Annotated in this window: 14 protein-coding genes and 1 pseudogene; 12 read left to right on the top strand and 3 right to left on the bottom strand. The window is 64.2% G+C overall.

The window, feature by feature from the left end; translation table 11 throughout:
• The first annotated feature begins 6 nt into the window (after positions 1-6).
• Genes AC07ZH_RS08840 through AC07ZH_RS08855 form a run of 4 tightly spaced genes read left to right on the top strand, consistent with a single transcriptional unit; the run spans position 7 to position 2,889 of the window.
• Positions 7-291: a DnaJ domain-containing protein gene (locus AC07ZH_RS08840; protein WP_119107383.1), complete on the top strand. Its 285-nt coding sequence runs from the start codon at positions 7-9 to the stop codon at positions 289-291.
• The gene (locus AC07ZH_RS08845) at positions 288-857 is read left to right on the top strand and encodes a hypothetical protein (RefSeq protein ID WP_495199414.1); all 570 of its coding nucleotides are present in this window, start codon (positions 288-290) and stop codon (positions 855-857) included. The genes AC07ZH_RS08840 and AC07ZH_RS08845 overlap by 4 nt, the downstream gene beginning before the upstream one ends.
• An 8-nt stretch (positions 858-865) precedes the next feature.
• On the top strand, positions 866-1,612 hold the full coding sequence (locus AC07ZH_RS08850) for an amidohydrolase family protein (protein ID WP_119107385.1): 747 nt from the start codon (positions 866-868) through the stop codon (positions 1,610-1,612).
• Positions 1,612-2,889 (top strand): hypothetical protein, encoded by a 1,278-nt coding sequence (locus AC07ZH_RS08855; protein WP_495199415.1) that lies wholly within the window; start codon positions 1,612-1,614, stop codon positions 2,887-2,889. The genes AC07ZH_RS08850 and AC07ZH_RS08855 overlap by 1 nt, the downstream gene beginning before the upstream one ends.
• Before the next feature lie 11 nt (positions 2,890-2,900).
• Here the strand turns inward: AC07ZH_RS08855 and AC07ZH_RS08860 are convergent, their stop codons facing one another.
• Together AC07ZH_RS08860 and AC07ZH_RS08865 are read right to left on the bottom strand one after the other, a co-directional pair.
• Positions 2,901-4,220 (bottom strand): HD-GYP domain-containing protein, encoded by a 1,320-nt coding sequence (locus AC07ZH_RS08860; protein ID WP_495199416.1) that lies wholly within the window; start codon positions 4,218-4,220, stop codon positions 2,901-2,903.
• 213 nt (positions 4,221-4,433) lie between these two features.
• Positions 4,434-6,668 (bottom strand): TonB-dependent hemoglobin/transferrin/lactoferrin family receptor, encoded by a 2,235-nt coding sequence (locus tag AC07ZH_RS08865; protein ID WP_495199417.1) that lies wholly within the window; start codon positions 6,666-6,668, stop codon positions 4,434-4,436.
• A 247-nt stretch (positions 6,669-6,915) separates the two neighbouring features.
• Between AC07ZH_RS08865 and hyi the strand changes: the two genes are divergently transcribed.
• From hyi to AC07ZH_RS08880, 3 genes are all read left to right on the top strand, one after another.
• The gene (gene hyi / locus AC07ZH_RS08870) at positions 6,916-7,707 is read left to right on the top strand and encodes a hydroxypyruvate isomerase (protein ID WP_495199418.1); all 792 of its coding nucleotides are present in this window, start codon (positions 6,916-6,918) and stop codon (positions 7,705-7,707) included.
• A 13-nt stretch (positions 7,708-7,720) separates the two neighbouring features.
• On the top strand, positions 7,721-9,025 hold the full coding sequence (locus AC07ZH_RS08875) for a glycerate kinase type-2 family protein (RefSeq protein ID WP_495199419.1): 1,305 nt from the start codon (positions 7,721-7,723) through the stop codon (positions 9,023-9,025).
• 252 nt (positions 9,026-9,277) lie between these two features.
• Positions 9,278-10,999, top strand: a complete 1,722-nt coding sequence (locus AC07ZH_RS08880; RefSeq protein WP_495199420.1) for a cytochrome D1 domain-containing protein — start codon at positions 9,278-9,280, stop codon at positions 10,997-10,999.
• 105 nt (positions 11,000-11,104) lie between these two features.
• On the opposite strand, the gene AC07ZH_RS08885 is transcribed toward AC07ZH_RS08880, so the two are convergent.
• A complete protein-coding gene (locus AC07ZH_RS08885; protein WP_119107392.1) occupies positions 11,105-11,650 on the bottom strand; it encodes a PadR family transcriptional regulator in 546 nt (181 codons plus the stop codon).
• 129 nt (positions 11,651-11,779) lie between these two features.
• On the opposite strand from AC07ZH_RS08885, the pseudogene AC07ZH_RS08890 reads away from it, so the two are divergent.
• The 5 genes and pseudogenes from AC07ZH_RS08890 to AC07ZH_RS08910 all read left to right on the top strand — a co-directional run.
• A pseudogene (locus tag AC07ZH_RS08890) lies at positions 11,780-13,789 on the top strand (oxidoreductase); the annotation flags it as partial.
• A gap of 105 nt (positions 13,790-13,894) precedes the next feature.
• The gene (locus AC07ZH_RS08895) at positions 13,895-14,275 is read left to right on the top strand and encodes a nuclear transport factor 2 family protein (RefSeq protein WP_495199466.1); all 381 of its coding nucleotides are present in this window, start codon (positions 13,895-13,897) and stop codon (positions 14,273-14,275) included.
• A 172-nt stretch (positions 14,276-14,447) separates the two neighbouring features.
• The gene (locus AC07ZH_RS08900; RefSeq protein WP_495199421.1) at positions 14,448-16,007 is read left to right on the top strand and encodes a bifunctional aminoglycoside phosphotransferase/ATP-binding protein; all 1,560 of its coding nucleotides are present in this window, start codon (positions 14,448-14,450) and stop codon (positions 16,005-16,007) included.
• An 83-nt stretch (positions 16,008-16,090) separates the two neighbouring features.
• Entirely contained in the window at positions 16,091-16,903 is an 813-nt protein-coding gene (locus tag AC07ZH_RS08905; RefSeq protein ID WP_495199422.1) for a crotonase/enoyl-CoA hydratase family protein, read from the top strand.
• A 156-nt stretch (positions 16,904-17,059) separates the two neighbouring features.
• Positions 17,060-19,846, top strand: a complete 2,787-nt coding sequence (locus tag AC07ZH_RS08910) for a type I restriction endonuclease subunit R (protein ID WP_495199423.1) — start codon at positions 17,060-17,062, stop codon at positions 19,844-19,846.
• The last annotated feature ends 1 nt before the right edge of the window (position 19,847 follow it).

Consider the following 19,847-nt stretch of genomic DNA (forward strand, 5'->3'; position numbering starts at 1 on the left):
CATGGAATGAGCGAAGACCACTACAGCACCCTGGGCCTGCCGGCCACGGCCACTCTGGCCGACATCAAGCGGGCGTTTCGGCAGAAGGCGTCCTACTATCACCCTGACCGCAACGCGGCGAGCGACGCCGCTGCGCGTTTTCGTGCGGTGCAACAAGCCTACGATGTTCTGTCCGACGCCGAGCGGCGCCAGCAGTACGACGACAACCGCCGCCGCAACCTGCTCGACGATCCGCTGGCAACTGCCAGCGAAATCTGGCAGGCCTACGTGAAACGAATGGAGTTGCCATGAAGCTATCGCGCTACTTTTCCGACCTGCGCTCGGCCTACGAGGCCGAGCTGGACGATCTGACCTCGGATTCCGAGGGCAAGGATGTGCTCAAGAAACGCCTGGCCGCCAAACGCAGCGAAATCGGCTTTCTGGTGCAAATGCTGAGCTACAGCCCCGAGATGGTGGCCGTGGTCTTCCACCGCGGCTTTCGCTTTGCCAAGCCGGCCGCCATGCAGCGCCTGCTGACGCTGCAGCCCGAGGCGCTGCCCGCGTGGCCGGAACTGGCCGGCTCCGTCGCACTCGAACCCTGGGCCGAGCCGGTGGCGTTCAAGGTGCTGGCCGAACCCGGTGGCCCGGCCTTCATGACCGTGGCCGCCTGCCTGGAATTCCTGCACGCACACGGTTTTGCCTCGGCCGATGCCCCACCGAAGGAAGCCGATGAGGACGAAGACCGCCGCGACCACGACGATGACGACGACGCCGCTGGCCTGAGCACCGACGACGCGCACGGCCCGCGGGACGAGCGCTCGCTCGACGAGGCCGGCGCCGACTGGCTGGCCGAGCAGGGCTTCGAGCGCAAGGAATAGCCACACCCATGAACCATCTTGCACTGATAGAAAAAACCACCAGCCTGATCGCTGCAGGCGACATCGTTGGCGCGGAAGGCGCGCTGGCCGAGCTGGCCGACGAAGAAGGCGACCGTGCCTTGATGGTCGTACTTGACCAACTGGCGCCCAAGGATGTGCTGGCCGTCATGCGCGAGTACGACAGCTCCAAGGCCTCGGTGGTGAACCTGCTGGTGACACCCGAGCAGTTTGCCCGCGCCATGGTGCTGGAGAAGCAGTACAAAGACCTCACGCACCAGCATCTGCGCAACATGGTCAACGCCGTGGTGTTCCGCGACGGCGCCGACCCGCTGGAGTTTTTGAACGCCATTGGCGACTTGGAGGGCGGCGCCGAGGCACTCGCCAACTACTTCACCGAGAAGTGGAGCCGCGTCGAATCCTTTGCCCGTACCGGCAGCTTTGACGCCACCGAAGACTACGGCCTGATGCTGAGCGACGATGAGCTGCTGGCTTCGGGCTATGTGCGCCCACGCGTCGAGCTTGACGAAGTGGCCGACCAGGACTGGATGCAGATGGCCTGGCTGCTGCGCTACGAATGCCGCGACCTGTTCATTGAAATGCTTCTGGTGCTGCGCGCCAAGGCCCGCGCCCACGACCTGGGTGAGGGCGACGAGGCAGAGGATGTTGAGGACGACGGCAAGTTCGAGACCAGCGCCACCGACCGCGGCAAGGCGACCCCGGCAGCGCGCGCCTCCGACGAAGAATCGGCCATCTGATGTCCGGCAGCAGCAAGGCCGGTGCGTCGGCGCAGGTACAGGCGCAGGCCATGGCGCTGCACGATGCGCGGCCGCTCTTCGAAAAAGCGCTGGTCTATGGCGTGCAGCACGGCATCGTGGGCGCCGAGCGCCTGGCTGCCATGCACACCGAGGCGCCCAGGGGCATGGTGCAGATCGCGCGCTACTTCGGCAGCGAGTTCCTGCGCCCCGAACTGGAGCGCGCACGCGAGCGCATGGTTAACTTCATCAGCCTGCACCTGCAGGACGCCACCGGCGGCGACCTGGCCCAGGCCGCGCGCCTGCTGGCGGACCATTCGCTGCTGTCGCGCTCCAAGGCCGGCACGGATTTGCTGCGCCAGTTGATCGCCCTGCCCGAAAGCAGCCACTTTGGCATGCAGGGCCAGGACGAAGCGCAGGTCTCGCTGCTGGCGCTGTGGTCGCTGCGCAGCTATGCGCAGTACCGCGAAGAGCTGGAGCGGCGCAGCCGCATTGGCGAGGCCGTGCAGGCCGCGCTGTGGCTGGCCGAGCGCTATGCGCTGGACGACGACGTTCTGGAAGACGGCGATGCCGAAGGCGTGATTCGCACGGCGTTGGTCCTGCAGGCCCTGGGCTACCGCGGTGCCGAATGGCCCAGCGTCGCAGGGTTCCGAAAATTGCTGACCACACGCCGCGTGGCTGGGAAGGCGCTTGGCGGTGCGGCGGCCCTGCCATCGCCCAAAGGTTTGCCATCGGCCTTGCATGCGGTGGTGGACGCACAAAAACCTGCGGTGCTGGCCGATCTGGGCAAGCTGCTCGACCCGGCCCGCCCCTTGGGCACGCTGCTGCGCCCCATGAGCGCGCTGCGGAGCCGCTACTTTCTGCTCGAAGACCCGCTGGGCGAGGTGGACGAGTACCTGCGCGCGGCCGAACCACTGGGCGAGGACGAGCCGCCGCCTGCTGCTGCCAGCAAGACCTGGGAACGCGCCACGCAGGGCGAGAACGATGAGGCTGCGCTGCTCACGCTGTTCCTCTGTCTGGCCGTTGGCGTGCCGAAGAAAACCCTGCTGCCCGAAAAAGCCGCCAAGGCCTTGGTGCGAAAGCTCCGCACCAAGGGCTGGGCGCCCGAGCTGGCCGAAACCTTCATCGCCGAGCATGCTCCAGAAGTGCACCGCGCCGACTATCTGGCGCTATGGCGCAGCTTTGTCGGTGAGTCGCGCGGCACGCTGCAAGATGACCACGACTACGGCCTCGGAGACGCGCTGGCGCTGTTGCGGCGCGAGTGCCACGTGGGGGGGTGATTCGATCTGGCTCAGAGGCGACTCAAGACCCATTGGCACCAGGCTTGTGCAGCGTGGTCCTCGGGTGGACTGGCGGCATGGGCGGCTGGCCAACGCCGCTGGCAGGCATTGACAATGCTTTGCAGTTGCCAAAGGGCTTCTTTTCCCACAAACGCGACTTCCGCCATCCCAGCGGCATCGCCGTCGAGTTGTGCGATCAACGCGATTTGTTGTGTGGGGTGGGTCCCCGACTCCAGCAGCACTTTGTGCAGGGCCCCAAGCCGCATTTCAATAAAGGCCAACGGCTGAGCCAGCGCCTGCTTTGCGCTGGTCAGTTGCTCGCTGCGCACCAAGGACGCTTTCAGGCGGTCCCATTCTGAAAATGCGTCTGCCAGAATTTCAAGTTGGCGAGCCGCATTCGCACCAAGCGGCATGAGGGCTGAGTCGCGTGCGCGTTCTTCATCGAGCAAGGGAAGCAAATACGCGCTGAGCCCGGCAGGAAACTTCCGGTGGTTCAAGCGCAGCACCAGCGCCAGTTGCAGCGCCGGCATTTCTTCGTATTTTTCATAAATGGCGGCAGCCACCTCAGCCAGCAGCAATATGCGCCCCAAGGCCGAGATCTGCGCACCAGGAATGCCGCGCGGGTAGCCCGAACCGTCCATTCTTTCGTGGTGTTCGAGGATGGCCACCTCGACCGAACGGGGGTACACCTGGGCCTGGCGCACCATCAGCATGGACGTGATGGGGTGCACGACCAAGTGTTTGCGGTCGGCACCGACCGGCTTGTGTTGCGGATCTTCCCACGCAGGATCCAGATGCAGCATGCCGGCGTCGTGCATCAGTGCTGCCGCGCAGAGTGCGACGCAATCGCGCGCGCTTGTGTCCGAGCGAAGCGCCAGATACAGGGCGATCAGCATCATTTCCACGCTGTGCTTCCACAAGGCGGGGCGCTGCTCCCGCATCAAAGTCAGCTTGAAAGCAACAGAGGAAGGCAGTGGCATGGATGCCAGAGGGGCAAGAAGGCTTTCCGGCGAGCGCAGGGTTTGCGCCAGCTTATAGGGCAGGACGGAGCTTGCAAGCATCTCGCGTGCCGCAGCGCTCAGCGATGCGGTGGTCAGTGCCCCCTCCACCCACAGATGGGTGTCTACGGGCTCGCGCAAAGTGTGCTGTACCAATCGCTCGTACAGCCGACAGTCGATGCGCATGCCCTCGGCCACCAGTTTGACGCCGCTTTCGCTGTAGATGGCTGCCTGCGCCACCACGGGCCGGGTTTCAGCCAGTTCCGTGACCGCATGCAAATAGTGCGCGCTGTCGTGCAGCGGGGCGCTGGCATCGAGTGTCTCGTCGGTCATGGATGGGGTTCGCGATGGGTCAATGAACAGTGCTGTGGAACCGAATGTACGTAGCGGTCTGCGTGTCCTGAATGCTTTGTGTCAAATTTTGCTGCATGCGACAACCGCAGGGAGGCAAAGTGTATTTCGAAGACCTATAAAAACTTAATTTTTGATAGCTGCCAGCGCATATCCAATAAGCGCTAGAAGCTATTTTTATTAGATATTTTCGGCTTAAAAATCAACCACCAGCGACACAAACCCGCTGCGGCCCGGTTGGGTGTAGGCGTCGTTGGTGGTCGCGTTGGCCGCCAGCCCCTGCACATCGGACCACAGCCAGTATTTGCGGTCCGTCAGGTTGCGCACGGCAAGGTTCAGGCGCATGTCCTTGCGCAAACGCCACTGCAGGGCGACGTCGAGCGTGGTGGCGGCGGGAATGGTGAACTGCGTCGCTGGCGCCTTGACGGCGGCGGAACTGTCGATGTCCGAAGCGTTCTTGGCGGCGTGGTGGCGCAGATCGAAGCGCAGGGTCCAGGGCGCCGTGTCAAGCTGCAGGCCCAGAGCGAGTTGTGCCGGCTCGACCGAGTTGAGCGGCGCGCCAGTGTCGGTATTGCGGCCGCGTGCCTGGCCGTAGCTGAACGGAGTGGAGAGGCGCGTGCCGCCCAGCAGGCCGACCCGGCCCCAATCCATCGCGCCCTTGAGCTCGAAGCCATGGATGCGCGCCTGGTCAATGTTGATGGTCTGGAAAATGCGCGGGTCGGTCGCGGTGCCGCTGCCGCCCATTTGCACGCGGTCCACGATGAGGTTGCGGTAATTGCTGGAGAACGCAGCAAAGTCGACGTGCAGGGCGTCAAAGCGCGCCCGCGCGCCCAGTTCCACGCCACGGCTGTGCTCGGGCTTGAGGTCGGCGTTGGGAATGAGCACCACCTGCTCTGCCATGTTCTCGAAATAACCGTTGACCTGGCCGGCGTCGGGAGCGCGAAAGCCTGCGGCGTACTGGCCGTACACCGTCCAGACGGGCGTGGCGCGGTACAGCAGGCCGAACTTGGGGGAGAGTGCCGTGCCGCTGAGCGATTTACCGGGCTCGGACGCTGGTGGGTAAAACCCCGTTTGGCTGGTCACGTCGAGCGCAAAGTGGTCCAGGCGCAGGCCGGGCGTCAGGCTCCAGTCGCCCCGTACCGATTCGTCCTGCAGGTACAGCGCATGCGTGGTTTCGCGCGTGTCGGGGAAGCGTTTGAGGGGAAACTTCTCGGGCGGCGCCGGGTTCAGGCCGGTGTACAGGTTGTTGATGTCGCTTTGCACATAGTCGTAGCCGTAGGTGAGGCGGTGCCCCCAGTTGCCGCTTTTCAGCAGCTTGTCGGCTTGCAGGCCCGCTTGCCAGGTGCGCTCGCCGTAGCGGGTGTCGCGGATGCGCAGCGGCAGCGCATTGCGCACGCTGGTGCCCACCTGGCGCGAGTCTGCGCGCTGTGCGGCAATCACGGTCTGGACATGGTCGGCCCAGGGCGCGTTCAGATCAAAGCGTGCGTCCCAAGTGAAGCGGTCGCGCTGCATGTCGCGGTTCGCGGATTCATCCACGATCGCGCCGGCAATCTGGCTTGGCGTGCCCGTGAGTGGCAGTGGCGTGCGGCTGGAGAGCAAGGTGATGTCCGCGCTTTTTTCCACATGCTCCAGCGTGAAGGTGTGCTTTTGGCCCGCCGTGGGGCGCAGCACGATCTTGCCCAGCAGCGCGTTGCCGTGGTCCTGCTCTGGGTTGGCAGCGGTGCGGTTCACGTTGGGTTCAAAATTGGTGCCGTGGGTGTCGAGCGCATGCGCCCCGTGTGTGCTGGCGGTGAGCAGCCAGTCCAGGCTGTCGCTGGCGCGACCCGCGACGGTGCCGGCCACGGTGTGGCCGTTGTCGTCGCCGCTCCAGCCGGCGGAGACGCGCCCGCCAATCCGCTTGGCCGTGCCATCGGCGTTCTTCAGAAAATCCTCAGGCCCGTAGGTGATGAAGTTGGCCATGCCGGCCATGCCGTCCGAGCCGTACAGGGCAGACGCCGGGCCGCGCACGACTTCCACGCGCTTGAGCAGTTCCAGCGACAGGTATTCGCGGTCGAAGGTGGTGGTGCGAAAGGCGTAGCTGCGCGGAATGCGAATGCCATCGACCAGCATCAGCACCCGGTTGCCGCCCAGACCGCGGATGTTGAGCCCCGTGTTGCCATCACGCAGTGCGCTGGCAGTGGAGCCGGTCACCGAGAGGCGCGTGGGCGCGGTCTGTACCGACACGTTGGGCAGATCGCGCACGGCATCGCGCAAATCGGTGCTTTGGCGGTTGCTGATCTCCTGCGCGCCGATCACGTCGATGGATACCGGCAGGTCGTCGCTGGCCTGCTCCTGGCGCGAGCCGCTGACCACCACTTCCGGCAGGGCGCGCGCGCTGGTGTCGGCTGCTGCGCTTTGTGCCCAGGCGCTGCCGAGGGATGCACAGGTCACGCAGGTCAGTACCACCGGCAGGCGAAGCGAAAATTTTGAATCGGTGCGAACCGAAGGAGAAAGAGCAGGGCGGGCAGAAACGAGAGTTTTCACAGGGGTCTTGCCGTTGGGTGGTTGCAATGAGTATGAGAGGGCAGCTTTACCGAATCCTTGACTTGAGTCATGTTCGTCCTTTGCCAGCCGGCGAGCAGCTGCCTCACGACACTAGCGAAACCGTCGCCGTGGCACCGGGCCCACAATACGTGGCATGCCCCGATTTGCCGCCAACCTCAGCCTGCTGTTTACGGAGCTGCCGTTCCTCGACCGTTTTGAGGCGGCTGCCAGGGCCGGCTTTCGTGGGGTCGAATTTCTGTTTCCCTACGATTGGCCGGCGGCTGAAATCAGGGCACGCCTGGATGCGCATGGGCTGGAACTGGTGCTGCACAACCTGCCGCCCGGCGACTGGGGGGCGGGAGAGCGGGGCATTGCCTGCCACCCGGACCGCGTGGCGGAGTTTCGCGCTGGGGTTGGCCTTGCCATCGACTATGCGTTAGCGCTTGGCGCACGCCAACTGCACTGCATGGCAGGCATTGCGCCCGAAGCGGTGGCAGCGCCATTGGTGCATCGCACCTTGGTGGCAAACCTTGGCTGGGCGGCGCGGGAATTGCACAGCGCGGGCCTTCGCCTGCTGGTGGAGCCCATCAACACCTTCGATTTTCCCGGCTACTGGCTGTGCCGGACCGCGCAAGCGCTGGCGCTGATGGACGAAGTGGGCGCCGACAACCTGATGCTGCAATACGACATCTACCACGCGCAGCGCATGGAGGGCGAGCTCACAGCGACGCTCACCGAGCACCTGGGGCGCATCGGCCACATCCAGATTGCCGACACCCCAGGGCGCCACGAGCCTGGTACGGGCGAGATCAACTACGCCTTCGTGCTGGCGCAAATTGACCGCCTGGGCTACCAGGGCTGGGTGGGGTGTGAATACCGGCCGCAGCGCAGCACGACCCAAGGTTTGGAGTGGCGCGAACGGCTCGCGCCCGGTTGCCTGGCGTAGAGAGAGACAGACGATGAAAACCCAAGCTGCTGCGCCTGCGGGCCTTTCCCCGATGGCACCGCGCGAACTGCTGCGGCGCATGTTCGATGCGGCGGTGGCGTCCGCCCAGCCCTCGCTGTGTGTGCCGCCCCATCTGCCTGCGGCCTCTGAAGTGGCGGGTCGCCTGGTGGTGATCGGCGCGGGAAAAGCGTCTGCCGCCATGGCGCAGGCGGTCGAGCAGCACTGGGCGGGGCCGCTCTCGGGCCTGGTGGTTACGCGCTATGGCTACGCCGTGCCTTGCGAGCGCATTGAAATTGTCGAGGCGGCGCACCCGGTGCCCGATGCCGCGGGTGAGCAGGCCGCGCGGCGCATGCTGGCGCTGTGCGAGGGCCTGCGCGAGGACGATTTCGTGCTGTGCCTGATTTCGGGCGGTGGCTCGTCGCTGCTGCCACTGCCGCTGCCCGGTGTGACGCTGGCCGACAAGCAGGCGCTGTCGCGCGCGCTGCTGCAATCGGGCGCCACCATCCGCGAGATGAACTGTGTGCGCCGCCACCTCTCGGCCATCAAAGGGGGGCGCCTGGCGGCTGCCTGCCACCCCGCGCGGGTGCGCACGCTGCTCATCTCCGACGTGCCGGGCGACGACCCCATGGACATTGCCTCCGGCCCCACCGTGGCCGACCCGACGCACTGCGCCGACGCGCTGGATATTCTTCAGCGCTACGGCATTGGTCTGCCCGCTGGTGCGCGTGCGCTGCTGGAAACCGGTGCCGGTGAATCGGTCAAACCGGGCGACCCACGGCTTGCACGCGCTACGTGCCACCTCGTCGCCGCGCCGCAGCAGGCCCTGGAAGCCGCGGCGCAGGTGGCGCGGGACGCCGGTTACCCCGCCTACATCCTCGGCGATGCCCTGGAAGGTGAGGCGCGCGACATGGGTACGCTGCTCGCCGGCATTGCGCGCCAGGTGGCCGATCGCGGTCAGCCGGTGGCCGGGCCCTGCGTGCTGCTGTCGGGCGGTGAGAGCACGGTGACCGTGCGCGGCAATGGGCGTGGTGGCCGCAATGTGGAATGCCTGCTGGCATGTGCCCTGGCGCTGGCAGGCCATGCGCGCATTCACGGCCTGGCGGCTGACACCGACGGTGTTGATGGGCAGGAGGAAATCGCCGGCGCCTGGCTCGCACCCGATACGCTTGCACGCGCCTGGGCGCTTGGAATCAACCCGCGCGCGAGCCTGGCCAACAACGATGGCCATGGCTTTTTTGGCGCGCTGGGCGATGCCCTGGTGACCGGGCCAACGCGTACCAACGTCAACGATTTTCGGGCGCTGATGGTCGAGGGCTGATCGCTGCCCCTGCAACCGAAGGTCTGCCCGCTGCGCGGATGGGTCGCACCTACCAGACCTCAGTGAAAGTTCCTAGGTATTTACCCGTTGTTAAATAGTCATTTCATTTCGCTATTTGAGATGAATCAATCATTGTCCCTACTGTCTGTAGGAATATGAATTCATCCCGCTGCAATCCATCTGTCGCAGCCTTCAGCGGGTGTCCCATAGAGAGGGAGTCGGCATGGGCTGTGGCAAACAAGGAGCCTCTTCATGACAACCCGCAAGCTGGCGCGCCTCGTGGCCCTGGCACTTTCGACGCTGGCAGTGGCCGCCACGGCCCAAGATCACAAGCAGGGCGTTACTGCGCCTGAGGTGAATTACCAAGCCGGTTCATCGCCATTGGTCGACGAGCCGATGTACCAAAGCACGAACCCCAAAGCGCCCAAGATGACGCAGGCCGAGTTCGACCGCGCCCGTCAGATCTACTTTGAGCGTTGCGCTGGCTGCCACGGCGTGCTGCGCAAGGGTGCCACCGGCAAGCCGCTGACACCCGACATCACCATCGGCAAGGGGACGGACTACCTCAAGGTGTTCATCACCTATGGCTCACCTGCCGGCATGCCCAACTGGGGCACCTCTGGCGACTTGACCGCGGCGGAAGTGGACATGATGGCCCGCTACGTTCAGCAGGACCCTCCGATTCCTCCGGAATTCGGTATGGCGGCCATGAAGGCAACCTGGAAGGTCATCGTTCCTCCGGACCAGCGTCCGAAGAAGAAGATGAACAACTACAACATCACCAACATCTTCTCGACCACGCTGCGCGATGCGGGTCAGATCGCGTTGATCGATGGCGACTCCAAGCAAATCATCAGCGTCATCAAGACCGGCTATGCGGTGCATATCTCGCGCATGTCGGCTTCGGGCCGCTACCTGTTCGTGACTGGGCGTGATGCCAAGGTCAACATGATCGACCTGTGGATGGAGCACCCCGACACGGTGGCAGAGGTTCGCACCGGCCTCGAAGCGCGTTCGGTCGAGAGCAGCAAGTTCAAGGGCTATGAGGACAAGTACGTCATTTCGGGCACCTACTGGCCACCGCAATTCGTCATCATGAACGGCGATACGCTTGAGCCCCTCAAGATCGTCTCCACCCGGGGCATGGTCGTCGGCACGCAGGAATACCACCCCGAGCCGCGCGTGGCCTCCATCGTGGCCAGCCACTTCAAGCCCGAGTTCATCGTGAACGTCAAGGAAACCGGCAAGACGCTGATGGTGGATTACTCCGACCTGAATGCGCTCAAGACGATTGAAATCGGTTCCGCGCCGTTCCTGCACGACGGCGGCCTCGACTCGACCAAGCGCTACTTCATGGTGGCGGCCAACAACAGCAACAAGATTTCGGTGATTGACCTGAAAGATGACAAGCTGGCAGCCATCGTTGATGTGGGCAAGACGCCTCACCCTGGTCGTGGTGCCAACTTCATCCACCCGAAGTTTGGTCCTGTGTGGTCTACCGGCGATCTGGGAGATGAATTCATCTCCCTCATTGGCACCGACCCGGTCAAGCACAAGCAATACGCCTTCAAGGTCGTGGAGACCCTCAAGGGCCAGGGCGGCGGTGCGCTCTTCATCAAGAGCCATCCCAAGTCCAAGCACTTGTACTCCGACACGCCTCTGAACCCCGATCCCAAGCTGTCGCAGTCGGTCGCGGTGTACGACATTGACAACCTTGAGAAGGGCTACACCGTGCTGCCGATCGCTGAGTGGGCCGACATCAAGGACGACGGCGCCAAGCGCGTGGTGCAGCCTGAGTTCAACAAGGCAGGCGACGAGGTCTGGTTCTCGGTCTGGAGTGCCAAGAACAAGGAAAGCGCCATCGTGGTTGTTGACGACAAGACGCTCAAGCTCAAGGCCGTCATCAAGGACCCACGCCTGATCACGCCGACCGGCCACTTCAACGTGAACAACACGCAGCACGACGTGTACTGATCGCCCTGCTGGTCATGCGGGCCTGAAGCCCGCGCATAAAAAGAGAAAGGCCGCCGATCCTGCAAGGGATCGGCGGCCTTTTGCCTGTGTGCTGTTGGTTCGGTTCTATGGTGCTGCCAGACGGGTCAGAACGGCCAGCATCTCGCGCGTCCATGCAATGGACCCTTGCTCGTACAGGATGCCTTTCTTCAGAATCATGTGCTGAATCGTGGCATGGCGCGACAAGGTGCGGCCTGGTGCGAAGTCCCGCGCTTCGATCGCCTGGTAGTGCGCCAGCTTCTCGCGGTGCAGTGCCAGGTGCCGCGCCAACTCGGGGCGCAAGTCCACTTCAGACAGCACCGCATCGGCGCGCAGCTTGACCATGAATTCCTCGCGCAGATCCATGGGCGCAGAAGGCTGTTCTGCCCAGCGCGCCAGCTCGCCGCGGCCTGCGGGAAGCACCCGGTATTCCTTTTTGCGCGTTTTGCCGGCATCCGCCGGAATGCTGCTGGCGATCCAGCCTGCTGCTTCCATGCGCGCCAGTTCGCGGTAGATCTGCTGGTGCGTGGCGTGCCAGAAGTAGCCGATGGACTTGTCGAAGCGCCGCGCGAGGTCGTAGCCGGAGGAATTTTTCTCCAGCAGCGAGGTGAGAACAGCATGGGCCAGCGACATGGGGCGAGTGTAGCCACCGCATCAAAACTATGCACCTGGTTGCATAAATAATCGAACGACCGTACACTTTTGTGCAACTGGTTGCATAGTCGGCCGGTTTTCGGAACAACCCCACGGAAAGACCCCGCGATGACTGCCTACCCCCACATGCTCGCCCCGCTTGACCTGGGCTTTACCACTCTCAAAAACCGTGTGCTCATGGGCTCCATGCACGTAGGCCTGGAAGAAGCCAAGGACGGTTTTGCCCGCATGGCCGCCTTTTATGCCGAGCGTGCGCGCGGCGGTGTCGGCCTGATCGTGACCGGCGGCATTGCCCCCAACGACCGCGCCCGCCCCATGCCCGGCGGCGCCGCGATGACCACGCAGGCCGAGGCGGACAAGCACAAGGTGGTGACGCAGGCGGTGCACGAGGCTGGGGGCAAGATCTGCATGCAGATCCTGCACTTCGGCCGCTATGCCTACCACCCCGAACTCGTGGCGCCCAGCGCGCTCAAGGCACCGATCAGCCCCTTTCGCCCGCACGCGCTGACCAGCGAAGAAGTGGAGCAGACCATCGAAGACTACGTCCAATGTGCGGCGCTGGCGCAAAGCGCTGGCTACGACGGCGTCGAAATCATGGGCTCTGAGGGCTACCTCATCAACGAATTCATCGCCGCGCAGACCAACCAGCGTGACGACGCCTGGGGCGGCTCCTACGCCAACCGCATCCGCTTTCCGCTGGAGATCGTGCGGCGCACGCGCGCTCGGGTGGGGGCGAATTTCATCCTCATCTTCCGCCTGTCCATGCTCGATCTGGTGGAAGGCGGCTCGACCAAGGAAGAAGTCATTGAACTGGCGCAGGCGCTGGAGGCGGCAGGCGTCACCATCCTCAACACCGGCATTGGCTGGCACGAGGCGCGCATTCCCACTATTGCCACCAAGGTGCCGCGCGGCGCCTTTGCCTGGGTCACGCAGCAGCTCAAGGGCAAGGTGGGCATTCCGCTGGTCGCCACCAACCGCATCAACACGCCCGAGGTGGCCGAGCAGATTCTGGCCGACGGCATGGCCGACATGGTGAGCATGGCGCGGCCCTTCCTGGCCGACCCGGAGTTCGTCAACAAGGCGGCGGCTGGCCTGTCGGACCAGATCAACACCTGCATTGGCTGCAACCAGGCCTGTTTGGACCACACCTTTGCCGGAAAGATCACCTCGTGCCTCGTGAACCCGCGCGCCTGCCACGAGACGATTTTGGTGATGCAGCCGCTCAGCAAGAAGGAGCGTGTGGCTGTAGTCGGCGCCGGCCCTGCAGGTTTGGCGTTTGCCACCGAAGCCGCGCGCCGGGGGCTGGATGTGACGCTGTTCGATGCGGCAGCAGAAATCGGCGGCCAGTTCAACATCGCCAAGCAGGTGCCGGGCAAGGAAGAGTTCTACGAGACCCTGCGCTACTTCGGCAAGCAGATCGAGCTGACGGGCGTCAAGCTCCAACTGGGCCGCAAGGTGGCGGCGCAAGAGCTGGTGGCGGACGGCTTCAAGCAGGTGGTGCTGGCCACTGGCATCGTGCCGCGCGTGCCCGAGATTGAGGGTGTCAACCACCCCAAGGTGCTGGGCTACCTCGACGTGCTGCGGGACAAGAAGCCCGTGGGAAAGACGGTGGCGGTGATCGGCGCCGGCGGCATTGGCTTTGACGTGTCCGAATACCTGCTGCACGAGGGCGTCAGCCCCAGCCTGAGCAAGCCGAAGTTCTTCGCCGAATGGGGCGTGGACACCACGGGCGCCAACCGGGGTGGCTTGCAGGCAGCCCACCTGGGCGAGATCCCCCGCAAGATTTACCTGCTGCAGCGCAAGAGCAGCAAGGTCGGCGAAGGCCTGGGCAAAACCACTGGGTGGATTCACCGCACCTCGCTCAAGAACCGCCAGGTGGAAATGATTCCCGGCGTGCAGTACCGCAAGGTGGACGATGCCGGCCTGCACATCACCGTGGACGGCAAAGACAGTGTGTTGGCGGTGGACAACGTCATCCTCTGCGCTGGCCAAGACCCGCAGCGCGCGCTGCAGGCCGAGCTCGAAGCCGGTGGCTGCACCGTGCACCTGATTGGCGGCGCCGACAAGGCCGTCGAACTCGACGCCAAGCGCGCCATCAAGCAGGGCACCGAACTGGCGCTGCGCCTGGACCCCATGGCGAAGAAGGAAGACGCCCCGCCGGCCAAGGGTTTTGCGCAGATGCTGGCGCCCAGCGTGGCGACAAGCCTTGCCAAGTGGCACGACATGGTGGCGGGCGCCAACCTGGCCGAACTGCCCTCCATCCTGCACCCCAAGGCGGTTTTTCGCTCGCCCATGGCACACACGCCGTACCCCAGTGCGCAGGCGGTGCAGCTCATCCTGGGCACCGTGGTCAAGGTGTTTGAAGACTTCAGCTACCACCGCGAGCTGGCCAGCGCCGACGGCAAGAGCGTGGTGCTGGAGTTCAGCGCCAAGGTCAATGGCAAGGAGCTCAAGGGCATCGACATGATCGCGTTCGACGACGACGGCAAGATCGTTGACTTTGAAGTCATGGTGCGCCCCATGAGCGGACTGCAAGCCCTGGGCGACGAGATGGCCAAGCGCCTGGCCCCCTACCTGGCGGCCATGAAAGGCGCCAAGGCTTGAAGGATTTGGGAGCAGGCGGCACCAACAAGCTGGATGGAGTCTTGCAGCCGGCTGGTGCATGCTTGCGCCACGGGTGCTTGTGGTACTGGATGCGCCTGTGCAAGCCTTGTTTTTACTATGCCCATCGTTTTGATAGCTGTCAGCGCTTGTCTGGAAAGTGTTTGGAGCCGATTTGACTATTGAAAACCAGACCGATGCCGCTTTGCTGAAAAATCTGGTGCCGATGCTGCAGCAGCGCGATGGCGCGCCCGTGGAGCATGTGCAAACCCATATCTCGCACATCCTCCTCACGCCCGGCCATGCCTACAAGCTCAAGCGGCCGGTGCGGCTGCCCTTTGTCGATTTCAGCAGCGTGGCCGCGCGCCGCCACTTTTGTGAAGAAGAGCTGCGCCTGAACCGGCGGCTGGCGCCATCGCTGTACCTGGAGGTGCTGCCCGTGCTGGGCAGCGTGCAGGCGCCGCGCCTGGGCACGCCGAACGAAGCGGCAGACGGCGCCATCGACTGGGTGGTGCACATGCGCCGCTTCCCCAGCGGCAGCGAGGCCGATGCCCTGGTGCGCAGTGGCGCGTTGCACGCGGCCGAGCTGGAGCGTTTTGCCAGGCAGCTTGCGCACTTTCATGCGGCCTGTCCGGTGGCGGCTGCCGGCAGTGCGTGGGGCAGCGCCGCCCAGGTGCAGCAGGCCATTGGCGATGTGTTCAACACCCTGGCAACGCTGCTGGACGGTGCCGATGCGCCCCGGCTGCAGGCGCTGCGCCCGGTGTTTGCCGGGCTGGAAGGGTGGTGGGCACAGCGCCAGGCGGGCGGCCATGTGCGCGAGGGCCATGGCGACCTGCACCTGGGCAACCTGGTGCGGCTGGAGGGCGTGCTCACCGCCTTCGACTGCATCGAGTTCAGTCCGGCCCTGCGCTGGATCGACACCCTGGCGGATGCCGCGTTCCTCACCATGGACCTGCATGCCCATGGCCGCTCCGATCTGGCCTGGCGCTTTCTCGATGCCTACCTGAGCGAAACTGGCGACTACGCTGCACTGGCTGTGCTGCGCCCCTACGAAATCTACCGTGCCCTGGTGCGCGCCCTGGCGGCGCGGCTGCGCACCGAGCAGGGTGGGGCACAGGCGTATGGGCCTGACTACCTGGCCTGCGCCGAGGCGCTGGCCCAGCCCATGCAGCCGCGCTTGCTCATCACCTATGGCCTGTCGGGTTCGGGCAAATCCACCGTCGCCGCTGCCCTGTTGGCCCAGGCCGGCGCCGTGCGCCTGCGCTCGGACGTGGAGCGCAAGCGCCTGCATGGCCTGGCGCCACTGGCCGACTCGGCTGCGCGCGGCGCCGACATCTACACGCCCGAGGCCTCGCAGCGCACCTTCGAGCATTTGGCCGAGCAGGCCCGCGCGGTGCTGCAGGCCGGCTACCCTGTGATCGTCGATGCCGCCTTCCTGCGCCAGAGCGATCGCGCCCACATGCACGCCGTGGCGCAGGCACTGGGCGTGCCCTTCACCGTGTTGCACTGCCGTGCCGGCGAGCAACAACTGCAAGCGCGTGTGCAAAGTCGCCTTGCGGCAGGAGGCGACCCGTCCGAGGCCGGCCTGGCCGTACTGGCAGCGCAGCAGCGCACAGCCGAACCGCTGACGGAGCAAGAGCAGGCGCTGACACTGACCGTGAACACCGATGCCCCGTGGAGCGCAGCAGACCTCGAACGCCAATGGCGAGCCGCCGCGACGGGCACGAAAGTCTGATCGAATTACTACTTAATTAATAGCTGCTAACGCTTGCCAGATAAGCGCTAGAGGCCAAAAACACCTAAAAAATGGAGCCACCCATGCAATTTGAAACCCTCGCCGTCTCGCTGCAAGACCACATTGCCACCGTGCGCCTGAACCGCCCGGACAAGGCCAACGCCATGAACGCCGCCATGTGGCAGGACATCCGCCGTGCCTTTGCGTGGGTCGATAAAACCCCCGAAGCCCGCGTCGCCGTGCTGCAAGGCGAGGGCAAGTTGTTCACCGCCGGCATCGACCTGCAAATGATGATGGGCACCGCTGTGCAGGTGCAGGGCGACTGCGAAGGCCGCAAGCGGGAAGCCCTGCGCCGCGTCATCCTCGACATGCAGGACACCCTCACCAGCCTGGAGCGCTGCCGCAAACCCGTGCTCGCCGCCATCCACGGCGCCTGCATTGGCGGTGGCATTGACCTCGTCACCTGCGCCGACATGCGCTACGCCAGCAGCGACGCGTATTTCACCATCAAGGAAATCGACATCGGCATGACCGCCGACGTCGGCACGCTGCAGCGCCTGCCCAAGCTGGTGGGTGAGGGCATCACCCGCGAACTGGCCTACACCGGCCGCAAGTTCGACGCGGCCGAGGCCAAAGAAATCGGGCTGGTGAACCGGGTGTTCGAAAGCCGCGAGGCGCTGTACGCCGGCGTGCACGAGCTTGCCGCCACCATTGCCGCCAAGTCGCCCCTGTCGATTCGCGGCACCAAGGAAATGATCACCTACGCCCGCGACCACTCGGTGGCCGACAGCCTGAACTACATCGCCACCTGGAACGCGGCCATGTTGATGAGCAGCGATTTGACCGCTGCAATGACGGCCAGCATGAGCAAGCAGGCGCCCAGCTTCAAAGATTGACGCTTTGACGCAGCGGGTGCCGGGCCAGGCACCCGCCAAGGCGGCACCTGAATCCTGCCCTGTTCGGTTCGATGACGCGCCGAATGGGTGCATGTATGTCAAGGGCTTTGGGCAGACCAACCCGCATGCCTAGAATCCCTCGCAGGGAGATTCCGCATGACGCCAGAGGCCAAAGCCCGGGAAACGATAGACGCACTCTTGCTGTCAGCGGGCTGGCACGTCTGCGGCGTCGCCGATGCGAACATCCATGCGGCCCTTGGCGTCGCCATCCGCGAATTCCCTCTCAACACCGGCTTTGGGTTTGCCGACTACCTGCTCTACGTGAACGGCAAGGCCTGCGGCGTGATCGAGGCCAAGAAAGAGGGCGCCACGCTCACCGGCGTGGAGCTGCAAAGCGGCCGCTACGCCCAGGGCCTGCCCACAGCGTTGCCCGCCTGGCGCCGCCCGCTGCCCTTTGTGTGGGAAAGCACCGGCGTGGAAACCCACTTCACCAACGGGCTGGACCCCGAGCCGCGCGCCCGCAGCGTGTTCGCCTTCTTCCGCCCCGAGCTGCTGGCGCAGTGGCTGACGCTCATTCCGCCTGCCGCTGACGGGCCATCGGTCAGTGAATCGCCCGGCACCTTTTTGGCCCGCATGCGCGCCATGCCCCCGCTCGTCACCGAATGGGGCAGCGGCGGCGCGCACTATGCCCTGTGGCCCGCCCAAATCAGCGCCATCACCAATCTGGAAAAAAGCCTCGCCGCCAACAAGCCCAAGGCCCTGATCCAGATGGCCACCGGCAGCGGCAAAACGTTTACCAGCATCGGCTTCATCTACCGCCTCATCAAGTTCGGCGGCGCACGCCGGGTTCTGTTTCTGGTGGACCGTGGCAACCTGGCCCGCCAGGCCAAAAAAGAGTTTGACGCCTACGCTTCTCCCTACAACAACTACAAGTTTGGCGAGGAATACATCGTCCAGCATCTGCAAAGCAACCAGCTCGACACCAGCGCCCGCGTAGTCATCTGCACCATCCAGCGCATGTTCAGCATGCTCAAAGGGCGCGAGCTGGCTCCAGAAGCCGACGAAGAAAGCACCTCCGCAGTAGAAAACCTGTTCAAAGACCCCGAGCCCATTGGCTACAACCCGGCCATCCCCATCGAGAGCTTTGACATTGTGGTGACGGACGAGGCCCACCGCAGCATCTACAACCTGTGGCGCCAGGTGCTGGAGTACTTTGACGCGTATTTGATTGGCCTGACCGCCACGCCCAACAAGCAGACCTTTGGCTTCTTTAACCAAAACCTGGTCATGGAATACGGCCACGCCCAGGCCGTGGCCGACGGCGTGAACGTCAACTACGACGTCTACCGCATCAAGACCGAGGTGAGCGAGCAGGGCGCCAAGGTGGACAAAGGCTTCTGGCTGGAAACGCAAGACAAAGCCACCCGACGCAAGACCGCCTGGCAGCTGGACGACGACTTTGAATACCAGCCCGAAGAGCTGGACCGCGCCGTGCAAACGCCCGACCAGATCCGCACCGTGGTCCGTACCCTGCGCGACCGCTGGCAGGCCGACATGTTCCCCGCCCGCACCGAGCTGCCCAAGACCCTCATCTTTGCCAAAGACGATAACCACGCCGAAAAGATTGTGGAGATATTGCGCGAAGAGTTTGGCCGCGGCAACGAGTTTGCGCAAAAGATCACCTACCGCAGCGCCCAGGGTGGCGGCACCAGCCCCGAGCAACTCATCAAAGACTTCCGCACCGGCTACTACCCCCGCGTGGCCGTCACCGTGGACATGATCGCCACCGGCACCGACATCAAGCCGGTGGAAATCGTCGTCTTCATGCGCTCGGTCAAAAGCCGCAGCTTCTTCGAGCAGATGAAAGGCCGTGGCGTGCGCGTGTGCAACCCCACCGATTTGGCGGCAGTGAACCCCGGCGAACACATCAAGAAAGACCACTTCGTCATCGTCGATTGTGTGGGCGTGTGCGAGCGCGACAAAACCGACAGCCGCCCCATGGATGCCAAGAAGAGCGTGCCCCTGGACAAGCTGCTGCAAGCCGTGAGCCTGGGCAATGTGGAAGACGACGTGCTGAGCAGCATCGCCGCCCGCCTGGCCCGGCTGGACAAAGACGCCAGCGACGCCGACCGCGCCAAGGTGGTGGAGTTGAGCGGTGGCAAAACCCTGCGCGACCTGGCGCGCGGCATTGTGGAAGCCCTGAACATAGACGCCACCCAGGACATGCCACCCGCCGAAGCGGACCAGCGGTTGAGGGACGCAACCAAGCCCTTTGCCTCACCCGCCCTGCGCGAGCAGCTACTAAAAATGAAGCAAAAGGCAGACCTGGTGATCGACGTGGTCACCCAAGACAGCCTGCTGCACGCGGGCTTTAGCGAAGGCAGCGACCGCGCTACCGCATTGGTGCAAAGCTTTGAAGACTTCATCAAACAGCACAAAGACGAAATCACCGCCCTGCAAATTTTGTACAGCCGCCCCACGCGTGCGCCGCTTAAGTTTGAAGATGTGCAAGCCTTGGCCGAAGCCCTGCACGCCCCGCCGCTCAACATTGACGAGGGCGCCCTGTGGCAGGCCTACGCCACGCTGCGCAAAGACAAGGTCAAAGGCGCCACGCAGCGCCGCCTGCTCACCGACCTGGTCAGCCTGGTGCGCTTTGCCATGCAGCAGACCAATGAGCTGGTGCCCTACCCCGAGCGCGTGCAGGCCAACTTCAAAGCCTGGCTGGCCCAGCACCAGCAGACAGACACCAACCCGTTCACCCAAGAACAACAACACTGGCTAGAAATGATCCGCGACCACATCGCCGCCAACCTTGGCATTGAAATAGACGACTTTGAATTGGCCCCCTTCAACGCCCAAGGCGGCCTGGGCAAAGTGCACCAGCTCTTTGGCGCGGAACTGCCCAAGGTGATTGAGGAGCTGAATCGGGAGTTGGCGGCGTAGT

The organism is Simplicispira sp. GW247-4R2A, from assembly GCF_059424465.1.

Excerpts from the sequence above, each read along its gene's own strand:
- AC07ZH_RS08840 (WP_119107383.1), top strand. The coding sequence starts at position 7 with ATGAGCGAAGACCACTACAGCACCCTGGGCCTGCCGGCCACGGCCACT.
- AC07ZH_RS08845 (WP_495199414.1), top strand. The coding sequence starts at position 288 with ATGAAGCTATCGCGCTACTTTTCCGACCTGCGCTCGGCCTACGAGGCC.
- AC07ZH_RS08850 (WP_119107385.1), top strand. The coding sequence starts at position 866 with ATGAACCATCTTGCACTGATAGAAAAAACCACCAGCCTGATCGCTGCA.
- AC07ZH_RS08855 (WP_495199415.1), top strand. The coding sequence starts at position 1,612 with ATGTCCGGCAGCAGCAAGGCCGGTGCGTCGGCGCAGGTACAGGCGCAG.
- AC07ZH_RS08860 (WP_495199416.1), bottom strand. The coding sequence starts at position 4,220 with ATGACCGACGAGACACTCGATGCCAGCGCCCCGCTGCACGACAGCGCG.
- hyi (WP_495199418.1), top strand. The coding sequence starts at position 6,916 with ATGCCCCGATTTGCCGCCAACCTCAGCCTGCTGTTTACGGAGCTGCCG.
- AC07ZH_RS08875 (WP_495199419.1), top strand. The coding sequence starts at position 7,721 with ATGAAAACCCAAGCTGCTGCGCCTGCGGGCCTTTCCCCGATGGCACCG.
- AC07ZH_RS08880 (WP_495199420.1), top strand. The coding sequence starts at position 9,278 with ATGACAACCCGCAAGCTGGCGCGCCTCGTGGCCCTGGCACTTTCGACG.
- AC07ZH_RS08885 (WP_119107392.1), bottom strand. The coding sequence starts at position 11,650 with ATGTCGCTGGCCCATGCTGTTCTCACCTCGCTGCTGGAGAAAAATTCC.
- AC07ZH_RS08895 (WP_495199466.1), top strand. The coding sequence starts at position 13,895 with ATGGTGGCGGGCGCCAACCTGGCCGAACTGCCCTCCATCCTGCACCCC.
- AC07ZH_RS08905 (WP_495199422.1), top strand. The coding sequence starts at position 16,091 with ATGCAATTTGAAACCCTCGCCGTCTCGCTGCAAGACCACATTGCCACC.
- AC07ZH_RS08910 (WP_495199423.1), top strand. The coding sequence starts at position 17,060 with ATGACGCCAGAGGCCAAAGCCCGGGAAACGATAGACGCACTCTTGCTG.